Source organism: Gracilibacillus ureilyticus, from assembly GCF_900111195.1.
GTDB classification, from domain to species: Bacteria; Bacillota; Bacilli; order Bacillales; family Amphibacillaceae; genus Gracilibacillus; species Gracilibacillus ureilyticus.
Map to the genome: position 1 here is coordinate 220,581 of NZ_FOGL01000001.1, position 13,805 is coordinate 234,385.

Genomic DNA, 13,805 nt, shown 5'->3' on the forward strand with positions numbered 1-13,805 from the left:
AAAATGTATGGTAAAGTTTAAATACAAATGAACGCTTTACCACGGTAGAGTGGTAAAATAATAAAGTGAATGTAGGATGTGACGAAAATGTTTTTACCAGCAGGAAGTCAGGATGAAACCGGTGTACAGATAGCCAATAGATTAAAAGCTTCTGAAATTTTTCGTAAAGTAACAGAGAAAAGGAATTTTAAAGCAATATCTACCCCTGTAGTGGAATATGCGCATACATTTACCAACAAGATTGCAGGAATGGATTTACAAAGCATGTTAAAATGGTTTAACTCTGAAGGAGAAATTGAAGTGTTACGTCCGGATTGGACAGCTGCAGTGGCACGTGCCATTGCAAAACAACATCCCTCTTTTCAAAAATGGGCCTATCAAGGTTCAGTTTTCCGAATAGATAAAGATGGAACAGAAAGTCGCCAGGCGGGTATCGAAATAGTGCATGCAGATCCTTTTCTTGGCGAAAGTGAATGTCTTTTAACTGCAGTTGATTATCTGAAAAATATTGATATTAATAATTATGTAATTGAATTAGGTCATACTAGGATATTCGAACAAATGATCGCTCCTTTGCAATTAAACCAAAAGGAAGAAGAAGCATTAAGATCAGCTATGTATGATAAGCGAATGGATTTGGTAGAAGATCTATTAATCAATCATTCAAGCGAAATTAAGCAAGACTTAGTAAGTCTGATTGATGCGTATGGCGGGAAAGAGGTTATTTCTCAATATGAAATTGTGTGGGCAGATCAGCCTGAGCTGCTTTCCATACTGGACCATATCCGAAAACTTATTGAATTACTTGAATCAACTGGCTTATCTGAAATAATAGTTGATTTAGGCCGTGTGAAAAACTTGCCATACTATGATGGTATTATGTTTCGCGGATTTATAACAAAAGACGGGTCTACCTGTTTCTCTGGTGGCAGATATGACCGCTTGTACAGACAATTTGAACAGGAAACTTCGGCTGTAGGTTTAGCTTTTGATGTGGATCTGCTTGCACAGCATATGATAACAGAAAATTCCCTGTCGAGAGGGTGTATTATAGCAGCTCCAGAGACTCATGCCATTGCGGAAAAATACCGTAGTGAACTGCCAGAAGATATTGTTGATATTCAGTATAAACTGGAAAATGAAGCAGTGTATCATACGGTTTACGAAGTTATCCGGGAGAACAATCAATATAAGGTGGTCAGAAAATGAAACCAGTAATAGCCCTGACAAAAGGAAGGTTAGAAAAACAATTCTTACAATTTTTTAAGTCATTGGATTATGATGTCGAACCATTACTTGATAAAGGAAGAAAACTGCAAATTGAAACAAGTCAATTTTCTTTCTTTTTTGCGAAAGGTGTCGATGTTACTACATACGTGGAAAACGGGATTGCAGATCTTGGTGTCGTTGGTGGTGATACTTTGATTGAGCATAAACCGGATGTCTATAATCTATTTCCTCTACCATTCGGTCAATGCCGCATGGCTTTAGCGACAAAGGCAAATTACGAATGGCCGAATCGAAAGAAGCGGATTGCAAGTACTTTTACAAATATTACAAAAGATTACTTTAAGGAAAAGGGCGAATCAGTGGATATCATTCGTTTAGAGGGTTCCGTCGAACTTGCCCCGATTCTCGGATTAGCTGATGCCATTGTTGATATTGTGGAAACCGGTACTACTTTAAAAGAAAATGGCCTGGTAATTGAAGATGAGTTTTTATCATTCAGTGCACGGCTGATTGCAAACAGATCGTCTCTTAAAGTGAAGCGAGATCAGTTAGTTCCAGTCATTGAAAGATTTAAAGAAGGGGCGAGAAAAAAATGATAAGAAAATTGAAGGTTGAAGATTTTATAAAAGAAACGCTCCCTAATAATAAAAAAGATAATAATAATGAGCAGTTTCTTCATGCTGCAAGTGAAATTATCAGTGATGTGCGTAACAATGGCGACAAGGCAGTAAGAAAATATATTGCAAAGTTTGATGGGGAAGCTCCGGAATCATTCCGTGTAACTGATGAGGAAAGAAAACAAGCATGGAAAAAGTTAGACGATACAATCATTACATCACTAAAAAGCGCTGCCGAAAATATTCGTTCCTTCCATCAAAAGCAATTAAACAACTCACGAATGATGCAGGCAGACGGTGATATTATTTCCGGTCAACTCTATCGTCCTATTGAAAAAGTTGGTATCTACGTACCCGGAGGAACGGCGTGTTACCCGTCATCAGTATTAATGAACGCCATACCAGCTGTACTTGCTGGTGTGGAGGAAGTTATCATGGTAACTCCTGTGAAGAATGGGGAAGAAATTGCACCAATACTGGCAGTAGCGGCAGATATAGCCGGAGTTACGAAAATATATAGAGTTGGTGGTGCACAGGCAGTAGCTGCTTTGGCATATGGAACCGAGACAATTACGGCTGTTGATAAAATTGTTGGCCCGGGAAATGCTTATGTCGCTGCAGCAAAGCAACTCGTTTATGGTGATGTTGGGATAGATATGATAGCAGGGCCGAGTGAAGTAGCAATTATAGCTGATGACAGTGCTAATCCTATTTTTGTAGCAGCAGATTTAATAGCACAGGCGGAGCATGATACAAATGCGCGCGCATTTTTAATCACTACATCATCCGAGCTGATAGTTGAGGTGGAAGAAGAACTGGTGAAACAATGTAATGTATTACCAAGACAGTCAATTGCCTCTGCCGCTTTAAGTGAAAAAGGAGCAAGTGTTTTGGTTAAAAATCTGGATGCTGCATTTGAAATAGCAAATAGACTGGCTCCTGAACATTTAGAAATCCAAGTGAATGACCCGCTATCCTATTTATCGAAAGTAAAGAATGCTGGGTCTGTCTTTTTAGGTCATTATACTCCGGAGGCATTGGGTGATTATTATGCAGGCCCCAACCATGTTTTACCCACCTCTGGTACAGCACGTTTCTCATCAGGTTTATCTGTCGATGATTTTGTAAAGAAAACAACTTTCTTATATTATTCTGAGGATGCATTAATAAAGGCGAGTGAGCATGTCATTAATATAGCAAAAGAAGAAGATCTGGAAGGACATGGGCGAGCAGTTGCAAAGCGTTTGGAGGGAAAGCAATGAGAACAGCTAGTAAAAACAGAGAAACATTTGAAACGAAAATTAATGTGTCGGTAAACTTAGATGACCCGGAAAATGTGAAGATAAATACGGGGGTTGGCTTCTTTGACCATATGCTGGAGTTATTCGCCCGACATGGCCGAATTGGTTTAGATGTAACAGCAGACGGTGATCTGCATATCGACAGTCACCATACGGTAGAAGATGTCGGAATTGTGCTTGGACAATTGATTAAAGAAGCATTAGGTGATAAAAAATCAATTAATCGTTACGGAAGTGCTTATGTCCCAATGGATGAGTCTCTTGGATTTGTTGCCTTAGATATAAGTGGTAGACCATTTTTAGTTTTTGATGCTGACTTTTCTAATCCGAAACTAGGGAATTTTGACACCGAACTCGTTCAGGAGTTTTTGCAGGCTTTCGCATTTCAGGCGGGAATTACATTACATGTTAAAGTATTATATGGTGACAATACACACCATAAAATAGAGGCAATTTTTAAAGCACTTGGTCGTTCTTTATCGCAAGCTATTACAATTAATCCTGATATTAAAGGGGTTAATTCTACGAAGGGGCTAATCGAATGATCGCAATTGTTGACTATGGAATGGGAAATGTAGCAAATGTTAAAACGGCTTTTCAAAATCTGGGTTATGAAGTGGAGATTACCGATTCTGTTGAAAGATTGAAAATGGCCACACATATTATTTTACCAGGTGTCGGTTCCTTTAAGGCAGCTGTAGAAGAAATTAACGAGCGGGGATTATTAGAACCATTACGGGAGTTAGCTAATGAAAAACCTTTTATCGGTATTTGTTTAGGGATGCAGTTATTATTCGAGAGAGGGTACGAAAATGGTCTCTCCAATGGTTTAGCCTTAATTCCTGGTGAAGTGAACATAATTGAAACAGAGTACATTTTACCGCATATAGGCTGGAATCAGCTGCAAATCGAGAATAACAATCCTTCTTTTGCAACATTTCAAGATAAACATGTATATTTTGTCCATTCCTTTCAGGCGCGGACAAACAAAGAATATCTGGTAGCGACAGCCGATTATGGGACGACCATACCAGCAATTGTACAAAAAGGAAATGTTTATGGGATGCAATTTCATCCTGAAAAGAGTGGAGAAACAGGAATAGAACTATTAAAAGTTTTCCTAGAAGAAACTGCTTCAGTCGGGGGGCAAATGGAATGATTGCAAAACGAATTATCCCTTGTTTGGATGTAAAAGAAGGTAAAGTAGTAAAAGGCACAAACTTTGTTGGCCTAAGAGAATTGGGTGACCCTGTGGAAATGGCTTCCAATTATTCAAGAGCGGGAGCTGATGAAATTATCTTTCTCGATATATCTGCAACGAACGAAGGAAGACAGACAATGATTGAGATCGTACGTCATACTGCAGAGCAAGTCTTTGTGCCATTTACAGTAGGTGGCGGTGTCCGAACAATCGAGGATGTCCATCGCTTATTACAGGCTGGTGCTGATAAGGTTGGGATGAATTCTGCTGCCGTTTCAAATCCTGGTTTAATTACAGAATCATCTGAACGCTTTGGTGCTCAATGTACTGTTGTAGCAATTGATGCAAAGCGAATTGGAGATAAATGGCATGTTATGACACATGGAGGCAGTAAGGATACTGGCATTGATGCGATTGAGTGGGCGAAAGAAGTGGAAGCACGGGGAGCAGGTGAAATCCTACTGACTAGTGTGGATACTGATGGTGTGAAAAGCGGCTTCGACTTAGCCTTAACAAAAGCGGTAGTTTCGACTGTGCGTATTCCGGTTATTGCTTCCGGTGGTGTAGGTAAACCGGAACACTTTCCGGAAGTATTTAAAGAAACAGACGTATCAGCAGGATTGGCTGCATCAATTTTCCATGAGAATACATTTACTGTTAAAGAAGTTAAAGATGCATGTAAACAGCAAGGAGTGAATATTCGTGAAGCCTGATTTTACAAAAGGACTCGTTCCGGCAATCGTGACAGACTTTCATACAAGGGAAGTACTGATGCTGGCATATATGAACGAAGAAGCATACATTAAAACTTTAGAGACAAAACAAACATGGTTTTACTCCAGGTCACGGGATGAATTGTGGAATAAAGGAGCGACCTCTGGAAACATTCAGGAAGTTCAGTCAATTGACCTGGACTGTGACAAGGATACACTTTTAATCCAGGTTATCCCTAAAGGACCTGCATGCCACACCGGTGAAATATCTTGTTTCTTCAACCAAGTTGCTGAAAAAGATTCTAATTATGACTCTTCCATCATCGAACATTTGATGAAAGAAGTGGAAGAGCGTAAGACAGAAGTTTTAGAAGGTTCTTATACGAACTACTTATATGAAAAAGGTGTCGACAAAATTGGCAAAAAGGTAATTGAAGAAGCAGGCGAAGTAGTGATTGCCGCTAAGAACGAGGATAATGAAGAATTAACAAAAGAAGTAAGTGACTTGTTATATCATACATTTGTTATGATGGCAAACCAGGGAGTCACTTTAGAAGATGTCAAACAGGAACTTTCCAACAGGTTTGCGAAGAAAGGCAATAATAAAGGTGACCGGCAGGAAATAAAAAAATGGTAAAATGTGATTATGAGAAGGTGGCTTCATTCTTGATGGTGAGCTGCCTTTTCCTCTATATATATTTTTGTGGAAATTATTAAGGTTTTCCGTTAAGGAGTGCATGAATAATGATTAAAGCAGCACTGTTTGATTTAGATGGCACATTACTTAATCGTGATCTATCCGTTCAGAGGTTTATTGAAACCCAGTATGATAGATTTTCTGGAAAACTATCTCATATATCTAAGCTCCAATATGCCAATAGGTTCATTAGTTTGGATAATAAAGGATATGTATGGAAAGATAAGGTATATCAGCAATTAATAAGAGAATTTCATCTTACAGATATAACCTGGCAGGAATTATTAGAGGACTATGTCGAACAGTTTCATCATTGCTGTGTACCATATCCAAATTTGTTAACGACACTCGAAATCTTAAAAAACAGTAATATAAAAATTGGCATGATTTCCAATGGTAAAACAGATTTTCAGAGGCGCAATATTGAAGCATTGAACATATCCCATTTTTTTGATCAAATAATTATCTCCGAAGAAGCAGGGCTGAAAAAACCCGATCCTATGATTTTTCAGCTTGCATTAGACAAATTGCGAGTTAAATCTTATGAAAGTGTGTTTGTTGGCGATCATCCTTTAAATGATATCGAAGCAGCTCAGAAGTGCGGAATTAAAGGGATATGGATAAAGGATAGTTTTTGGAGTGCTGTTAGAGCTGATTATGAAATAACGGATTTACTTCATATTATAGACATCATCGAAAAGGAGGGAACAAAAACTATAAAATAAGTCTTTTGCCCAGCAGGGTGATAGAGCCAACTGAGCAATAGCTAACCTTTAGCATTGTTAAAAATCTTGTTATCACACTGTCAATTCGCTTCGAGCGGAATTTTTTAGTATACAGTGCAGTCTTTTCACCTCGTTAGCTCCAAGTTTTATGAATGAATTCATCTCTACCTGATTCCCGGCGATCTTCTTCATACTCTTTCATATTCTTTTTGTAAAAATCCTGATGATAATCTTCCGCCGGATAAAAAACAGCTGCAGGGAGAATTTCAGTCACGATCTCTTTTTGGAATCGTTCAGATTTTATTAATGCCTCTTTGGAATCAGTCGCGAGTTTCTTCTGTTCCTCATTATGATAAAAAATAGCTGTCCGGTATTGGGATCCTCTATCATGAAATTGTCCTCCATTATCAGTCGGATCTATTTGAGGCCAATATAAATCTAATAGTAATTGATATGATATTTTATCAGGATCGTATGTTATTTGAACAGCTTCATAATGTCCTGTTTTCCCTGTTTTTACTTGTTCGTATGTTGGATGCTCCTGCTGTCCGCCAGTGTAGCCTGATATTACACTATCTACACCATCCCACTGGTCAAACGGTTTTACCATACACCAGAAACACCCGCCAGCAAAAGTGGCTTTTTCTAGTTTTCCCATAAGTTGCATACCTCTTTTCTGTCACTGTCTACTTAAATATACCTTGAATATGTTATGATGTAAAATAGATAGATTCAAGGAAGGTGAAAAAATATGAGTGATAATAGATTGTTAATTGTTGATGGCATGGCTTTATTATTCAGGGGGTTCTTTGCAACATCTTTTACCGGTAATTTTATGTTAAATAGTAAAGGTGTGCCACGCAACGGATTGTTTGGTTTTCTTAACTACTTTACTGATGCCATTCACACATTCCAGCCCTCTCATGTAATTTGCTGCTGGGATATGGGAAGCAAAACATTTCGCAACGAAATGTATGAAGGTTATAAAGCTAATCGTGGAGAAGCGCCAGTAGAGCTGGTTCCTCAATTTGATTTAGCAAAAGAATTGGTAAGTGCCTTTCAAGTACCGAATGTGGGAGTGGTTGGCTATGAAGCGGATGACTGTATCGGTACATTAGCCAAACAATTGCAGGACGAGTATAAAGTTACAATTGTGAGCGGGGATCAGGACTTACTGCAACTGGTCGACAAACAAATCGAAGTAGCCATTATGAAAAAAGGAACAGGGAACTATGAAGTGTTTTCAAATGAAAACTTTTATGAGAAAAAACAATTATCTCCCAAACAAATTGTCGATTTAAAAGGTTTAATGGGAGATAGTGCAGATAATTACCCAGGGATAAAAGGGGTCGGTGAAAAAACAGCAATCAAATTATTGAAGGAATTTGAAACAATTGATCGAATGCTTGAAGAGAGGTCATCACTAACTAAAGGAATGCAAAAGAAGCTGGAGCAATATGAGGAAGAACTGGAAATTTCCAGAAAACTTGCAGAGATATTAACCGAGGTACCTATTGAATTTTCAGCTGATACAGCTGTCTGGAAAAATGATCTTGAGCAGATTACCCGTTTTCTACAAGAAGAGTTAGAGTTTCATAATACAGACCGGTGGTTGAAGAAACTCACTAAAGAGCTTGCGTAGCTTATTTTTGTTCACAAAACAGCAATTTTAATAGAAGAGGCTTAAGCGGCTGACCATTTGCTTAAGCCTCTTTTTCCTTTATTGAAATCTTTGCAGAATTGTAAAAAAATCTTTAATAAATTCATAGAATACTTGTTCAGATGGTGCAAGCTTCCGGTTTTTAGGTATAATAATTCCTACAGTTCGTCTCAATTCAGGATTTTGTATTGCTACTTTTGCGCTGTAGTAAGGATTCAGATCATTAAAGGCGCTTTCCGGTAATAATGTTATCCCGATACCAGCTGCTACCAGCCCCTTGATCGCATCTAGATCCTCCCCTTGTGATGACACTTTAGGTGTAAAACCTGATTGTTTACATCCATCAATCACTAATTGATGTAATACATAACCTTCCGGGAAAAGAACAAAATCTTCATTATGCAAGTCACGCAGATTAACAATGCTTTGCTCTGCCAGAGGATGAGTATTTGGGACAAGTGCATAAAAGCTCTCCGTAAACAGAATGTCTCCAATAATATCAGGGTGTTCTGTAGGAACAGGCCCTAGAAATGCCACATCAATTTCACGGTTTTCGACTGACTCGATTAAAAAGTTGTAAGATCCTTGTCTTAATTGAAACCCAATTTTCGGATGTTTCTTTTTGAATTCTGACACCACCGTTGGCAGCAAATTACTTGCCAGACTTGTCGGAAAACCGATTTTTATTGAACCACGCTCTGGATCGATATATTCATCAATTTGCTTTTTGGCATGATCAATTGCTTTTAATGCCGTTTTGGTATGAGTTAAAAAAATTCTGCCAATATGAGTTAACCGCACATTTCTTCCTTCTCTTTCAAACAGTTCAACACCTAATTCTGCTTCTAAATTAGCTATTTGCCTACTGATAGCAGATTGTGCTACGTGTAATTCTGCTGCTGCATCTGACACGTGTTCACGTTCCGCAACTTCAACAAAATAGCGCAGTTGCCGTAATTCCATAAATTCCACCGCCTAATATATATATCGAAATTAGAATGATTTCATACTTATTATATATTGTTTAGATCAATAAGAAAACTTACAATAGTATTACACACTTTAAATAGTATTGAACGAATGGGGGCGACATTATATGACATATAAAGATTTGCCAAACGCACAAGGGTTATATGATCCAAGTTTTGAACATGATGCATGTGGTATTGGCCTGTATGCGCATATAAAAGGGAAACAGACACATGACATAGTTACCAAAGGTTTAGATATGTTATGTAAATTAGAACACCGCGGCGGGCAGGGGAGTGACCCGCTTACTGGTGATGGATCTGGATTAATGGTACAGGTCCCTGATAAATATTTTAGAAGAGAATGTAAAGACTTTCAACTGCCAGCTGCAGGAAACTACGGTGTAGGGATGTTATTTTTATCTCAAAATAAGCAGGAACAGCAAACAGCTGTAGAAAAAATAAATCAATTTATTGCAGATGCTGGTCAAAAATTAATAGGTTGGCGGGATGTTCCGGTAAACTCGCAGCCAATTGGTAAAGGTGCAATAGAAACCTTACCAAATATTCGACAAGTTTTTATCGCGAAATCAGATAATAGTATGGATGATTTAGCGTTTGAACGAAAATTATATATTATTCGTAAACAATCAGAGAATTGGGCGAACGAACAGGGAATTCGTTTTTACTTCCCTAGTTTATCCAGTCGCACTATTGTATATAAGGGATTATTAACATCGGATCAAGTCTATAAATTTTATTTGGATTTACAGGACGAGGACTTTGTTTCTGCCTTTTCGCTGGTTCACTCACGGTTTAGTACAAATACATTTCCATCATGGGAGAGGGCGCATCCTAATCGCTACCTGATTCATAATGGCGAGATTAATACAATTCTGGGAAACATTAACTGGATGAAAGCAAGGGAAAAACAGTTTGTTTCAGATGCTTTTGGGGAAGACTTGGACAAAATTTTACCTATTATAAATAGTGGAGGAAGCGACTCTGCGACTTTAGACAATGCTTTGGAGTTTTTTACATTGGCAGGCAGAAAACCAGCTCATGCTGCAATGATGCTAATACCTGAACCATGGGAGAAAAATCCCCATATGGATGAGAAAAAACGAGCATTTTACCAGTACCACAGTATGATGATGGAACCATGGGATGGGCCAACTTCCATTACATTTACAAACGGTAAACAAATTGGGGCAATATTGGACCGGAATGGTTTGCGTCCAGCAAGATATTATGTGACAAAAGATGATTATATTATTTATTCATCTGAAGTAGGAGTAATAGATTACGAGGAAGAGAACATCCTCTTAAAAGAACGTCTAAGTCCAGGAAAAATGCTGCTTATCGATATTGAAGAGGGAAGAATCATTTCAGACCAGGAAATTAAAGAAGAGATTGCTACAGCCTATCCATATGATGAATGGCTGGAAGAACAGACTGTGTGTATGGAGGCTGATTCGGAGGACGATGACTATATTGATCCTCAACTATTACAAAAGCAAAAAGCTTTTGGATATACAACGGAGGATATCGAAAAATATTTAGTTCCATTAGTAAAAGGTGGTAAAGACCCTATAGGAGCGATGGGCACTGATACGCCATTGGCAGTTTTATCTGAGCGCCCGCAAAGTTTATTTAATTATTTTAAACAACTATTTGCACAAGTAACAAATCCTCCAATTGATGCATACCGGGAACAGGTAGTCACTTCCATGTTGACATGGCTTGGAGGAGAAGGAGATCTTCTCCATCCGGAGAAAACTAAAGCAATGCGTATTCGTCTAAACTCTCCTATTCTTTCAAACACACAGATTGACAGAATAACAGAGAATAAAGTGGAAGGTGTCCGGTCTGCGGTTTTTGATACTGTATATAATGAAAATATGGAGGAGACATTAGACCGTATTTTTATGGAAGCAAAGCAAGCGATAGAGAATGGTGCAAACATTATCGTTTTGTCAGATAAAGAGATGGATATGAATAATAAGGCAATTCCTGTATTGCTGGCAGTTAGTGGATTACATCAGTTTCTAATTCGTGAAGGGATTCGTACAAAAGCGAGTATCATTGCTCAGTCAGGGGAAGCGAGAGAAGTTCATCACTTTGCAGCATTATTAGGATATGGTGTCGATGCGATTCATCCTTATCTTGTATATCAGACGCTGTATACAAAAATTCTGGAAAATGAACTTGAAATGAATCTGGCAGAAGCACAAACCCGTTATATTGATGTGGTGACAGAAGGTATTATTAAAGTTATGTCAAAAATCGGTATTTCCACTGTTCAAAGTTACCGTGGGGCGCAAATCTTTGAAGCAGTTGGAATTAGTAAGGAAGTTATTGAAAAATACTTTAATGGTACAGCATCGCAAATTGATGGAATTAATCTGCAAATTATCCAGGAAGAAACTGAGAAACGTCACCATAAAGGATATAAAGAAGCTATTGATAAATCACTGGAATCCGGAAGTGACTTTCAGTGGCGGAAAACAGGCGAATTCCATGCATTCAATCCGACAACAATTCATACACTTCAATGGGCTTGCCGTCGTGGAGATTATGATTTATTTAAGAAATTCTCCTATAAAGCCAATGAAGAACGCATTGGATTTTTGCGGAACTTGTTTGAATTTAAGCAAGGGAATGCTATCCCGATAGAAGAAGTGGAGCCGGTTGAATCGATAGTGAAAAGGTTTAAAACAGGGGCGATGTCATATGGTTCCATCAGCCAGGAAGCACATGAAGCACTCGCTATAGCAATGAATCGTCTAGGTGGCAAAAGCAATAGTGGAGAAGGTGGAGAAGACCCTGCCCGATTTGAAGTAGACGAAAACGGTGATTTACGATCAAGTGCAATTAAGCAGGTGGCTTCCGGAAGATTCGGTGCAAAAAGTCATTATTTAGTAAATGCAAAAGAACTGCAAATTAAAATGGCTCAAGGGGCAAAACCAGGAGAAGGCGGACAGCTTCCTGCAATGAAAGTTTACCCATGGGTAGCCGATGTACGAGGTTCCACACCAGGTGTCGACTTAATTTCACCACCACCACATCATGATATCTATTCAATTGAAGATTTAGCACAACTGATCCATGATCTGAAAAATGCAAACAGGGATGCAAGAGTAAGTGTAAAATTAGTTGCAAAATCAGGCGTTGGGACTATTGCAGCAGGTGTGGCAAAAGGAAACGCAGATGTCATATCAGTAGTAGGTTATGACGGCGGGACAGGAGCTAGTCCTAAAACAAGTATTAAACATGCCGGATTGCCTTGGGAATTAGGTTTAGCAGAAGCACACCAGACTTTAATGCTTAACGGACTAAGAGACCGGGTGATTCTCGAAACAGATGGGAAATTGTTGACTGGTAAAGATGTCATTATGGCAGCACTTCTTGGAGCGGAAGAATACGGATTTGCTACAGCTCCATTAGTTGTCATCGGCTGTGTAATGATGCGAGTCTGTCATATGGATACATGTCCAGTTGGTGTTGCAACACAGAACCCAGAACTACGCAAAAAATTCACAGGTAATCCTGATCATGTGGTTAACTATATGATGTTCCTCGCACAGGAAGTGCGTGAAATAATGGCGGAGTTAGGTTTCCGAACGATCGAAGAAATGGTCGGAAGAACAGACGTATTAAAAGTATCTGATCGTGCTAAATCTCATTGGAAAGCAAAATATCTTGATTTATCCACATTGCTTTACCAGGTAGATGGAGAAAGAGTAAATCGTACGAAACAGGACCATAAAATTGATAAATCACTAGATTTGATAAAAATATTACCTGATGTTGCAGAAGCAATTGAAACAGGAGAAAAAGTAGAAGCTTCTTATCATATCAAAAATACAGATCGAGTTGCAGGTACAATTGTTGGTAGCGAGATTTCTAAAAAATATGGAGAAGAAGGATTGCCAGAGGATACGATCACATTAAACTTTACTGGTTCCGCTGGTCAGAGTTTTGGCGCTTTTATTCCGAAAGGGATGAAAATGGTGGTAACTGGGGATGCGAATGACTATGTAGGAAAAGGATTATCTGGTGGAAAGATAATTGTCCGTGCTTCCAAAAAATCTACCATTGATGCTGGAAATAATGTGATTGCCGGAAATGTATCTTTCTACGGAGCTACAAGCGGTGAAGCATATATAAATGGCTACGCTGGAGAGAGATTTGCTGTTCGTAATTCCGGTGCCCATATTGTTGTTGAAGGTGTTGGTGATCATGGTTGTGAGTATATGACAGGGGGACGCGTAGTCATTTTAGGAAATGTCGGAAAGAACTTTGCTGCAGGTATGTCAGGTGGTACAGCCTATGTAAAACCTGATTGTATTGACCAATTTAAAGCATTAACAAATGATGAATTGATTCAGTTTGAAAAGCTGACAGATCCGGAAGAAATTTCAGAAGTAAAGACATTAGTAATGAAACACTTTGAGTATACCAGCAGCAATAAAGCGGCTATTACTTTGCAAAACTGGGAAGATGAAGTGGAGAAATTCGTAAAAGTTATTCCTACAGATTATAAATTAATGTTAAAGCAGATAGAATGGTTTGAAAACCAAGGTTTATCAGCAGAAGAAGCTCGTTATGAAGCATTTAATGCTAAAAAAGATAACAAAATGACAGTTTCTTTAAATCAAGAAGTAGCAGTAACGAAGTAGAAAGGAGACAG

At 38.5% G+C, this 13,805-nt stretch carries 12 protein-coding genes; 10 read left to right on the forward strand and 2 right to left on the reverse strand.

The window, feature by feature from the left end:
• The first annotated feature begins 87 nt into the window (after positions 1-87).
• The 8 genes from BMW36_RS01110 to BMW36_RS01145 all read left to right on the forward strand — a co-directional run bounded on the left by BMW36_RS01110 (position 88) and on the right by BMW36_RS01145 (position 6,484).
• A complete protein-coding gene (locus BMW36_RS01110; RefSeq protein WP_089738132.1) occupies positions 88-1,209 on the forward strand; it encodes an ATP phosphoribosyltransferase regulatory subunit in 1,122 nt (373 codons plus the stop codon).
• A complete protein-coding gene (hisG, locus tag BMW36_RS01115; protein WP_089738133.1) occupies positions 1,206-1,826 on the forward strand; it encodes an ATP phosphoribosyltransferase in 621 nt (206 codons plus the stop codon). The genes BMW36_RS01110 and hisG overlap by 4 nt, the downstream gene beginning before the upstream one ends.
• Positions 1,823-3,109, forward strand: coding sequence for a histidinol dehydrogenase (hisD, locus tag BMW36_RS01120; RefSeq protein WP_089738134.1), 1,287 nt, complete (start codon positions 1,823-1,825; stop codon positions 3,107-3,109). The genes hisG and hisD overlap by 4 nt, the downstream gene beginning before the upstream one ends.
• On the forward strand, positions 3,106-3,693 hold the full coding sequence (gene hisB / locus BMW36_RS01125) for an imidazoleglycerol-phosphate dehydratase HisB (RefSeq protein ID WP_089738135.1): 588 nt from the start codon (positions 3,106-3,108) through the stop codon (positions 3,691-3,693). Before hisD ends, hisB begins: the two co-directional genes overlap by 4 nt.
• On the forward strand, positions 3,690-4,307 hold the full coding sequence (hisH, locus tag BMW36_RS01130) for an imidazole glycerol phosphate synthase subunit HisH (protein WP_089738137.1): 618 nt from the start codon (positions 3,690-3,692) through the stop codon (positions 4,305-4,307). The genes hisB and hisH overlap by 4 nt, the downstream gene beginning before the upstream one ends.
• Entirely contained in the window at positions 4,304-5,062 is a 759-nt protein-coding gene (hisF, locus tag BMW36_RS01135; protein ID WP_089738139.1) for an imidazole glycerol phosphate synthase subunit HisF, read from the forward strand. The genes hisH and hisF overlap by 4 nt, the downstream gene beginning before the upstream one ends.
• Positions 5,052-5,699, forward strand: a complete 648-nt coding sequence (gene hisIE, locus BMW36_RS01140) for a bifunctional phosphoribosyl-AMP cyclohydrolase/phosphoribosyl-ATP diphosphatase HisIE (protein ID WP_089738142.1) — start codon at positions 5,052-5,054, stop codon at positions 5,697-5,699. The genes hisF and hisIE overlap by 11 nt, the downstream gene beginning before the upstream one ends.
• Positions 5,700-5,806: 107 nt before the next feature.
• Positions 5,807-6,484, forward strand: coding sequence for an HAD family hydrolase (locus BMW36_RS01145; protein ID WP_089738144.1), 678 nt, complete (start codon positions 5,807-5,809; stop codon positions 6,482-6,484).
• A gap of 133 nt (positions 6,485-6,617) precedes the next feature.
• Here the strand turns inward: BMW36_RS01145 and msrA are convergent, their stop codons facing one another.
• Entirely contained in the window at positions 6,618-7,142 is a 525-nt protein-coding gene (gene msrA / locus BMW36_RS01150) for a peptide-methionine (S)-S-oxide reductase MsrA (RefSeq protein ID WP_089738148.1), read from the reverse strand.
• A gap of 93 nt (positions 7,143-7,235) precedes the next feature.
• Here msrA and BMW36_RS01155 point away from each other — a divergent pair, with 93 nt between their 5' ends.
• A complete protein-coding gene (locus tag BMW36_RS01155; RefSeq protein ID WP_089738150.1) occupies positions 7,236-8,126 on the forward strand; it encodes a 5'-3' exonuclease in 891 nt (296 codons plus the stop codon).
• A 78-nt stretch (positions 8,127-8,204) separates the two neighbouring features.
• Here the strand turns inward: BMW36_RS01155 and gltC are convergent, their stop codons facing one another.
• Positions 8,205-9,107, reverse strand: coding sequence for a glutamate biosynthesis transcriptional regulator GltC (gene gltC, locus BMW36_RS01160; RefSeq protein WP_089738152.1), 903 nt, complete (start codon positions 9,105-9,107; stop codon positions 8,205-8,207).
• A 133-nt stretch (positions 9,108-9,240) separates the two neighbouring features.
• On the opposite strand from gltC, the gene gltB reads away from it, so the two are divergent.
• Positions 9,241-13,794, forward strand: coding sequence for a glutamate synthase large subunit (gene gltB, locus BMW36_RS01165; protein WP_089738154.1), 4,554 nt, complete (start codon positions 9,241-9,243; stop codon positions 13,792-13,794).
• Positions 13,795-13,805 lie beyond the last annotated feature (11 nt).

Bases quoted from the DNA above. Each gene is read 5' to 3' on its own strand.
- BMW36_RS01110 (WP_089738132.1), top strand. From the start codon at position 88: ATGTTTTTACCAGCAGGAAGTCAGGATGAAACCGGTGTACAGATAGCC.
- hisG (WP_089738133.1), top strand. From the start codon at position 1,206: ATGAAACCAGTAATAGCCCTGACAAAAGGAAGGTTAGAAAAACAATTC.
- hisD (WP_089738134.1), top strand. From the start codon at position 1,823: ATGATAAGAAAATTGAAGGTTGAAGATTTTATAAAAGAAACGCTCCCT.
- hisB (WP_089738135.1), top strand. From the start codon at position 3,106: ATGAGAACAGCTAGTAAAAACAGAGAAACATTTGAAACGAAAATTAAT.
- hisH (WP_089738137.1), top strand. From the start codon at position 3,690: ATGATCGCAATTGTTGACTATGGAATGGGAAATGTAGCAAATGTTAAA.
- hisF (WP_089738139.1), top strand. From the start codon at position 4,304: ATGATTGCAAAACGAATTATCCCTTGTTTGGATGTAAAAGAAGGTAAA.
- BMW36_RS01145 (WP_089738144.1), top strand. From the start codon at position 5,807: ATGATTAAAGCAGCACTGTTTGATTTAGATGGCACATTACTTAATCGT.
- msrA (WP_089738148.1), bottom strand. From the start codon at position 7,142: ATGGGAAAACTAGAAAAAGCCACTTTTGCTGGCGGGTGTTTCTGGTGT.
- BMW36_RS01155 (WP_089738150.1), top strand. From the start codon at position 7,236: ATGAGTGATAATAGATTGTTAATTGTTGATGGCATGGCTTTATTATTC.
- gltC (WP_089738152.1), bottom strand. From the start codon at position 9,107: ATGGAATTACGGCAACTGCGCTATTTTGTTGAAGTTGCGGAACGTGAA.
- gltB (WP_089738154.1), top strand. From the start codon at position 9,241: ATGACATATAAAGATTTGCCAAACGCACAAGGGTTATATGATCCAAGT.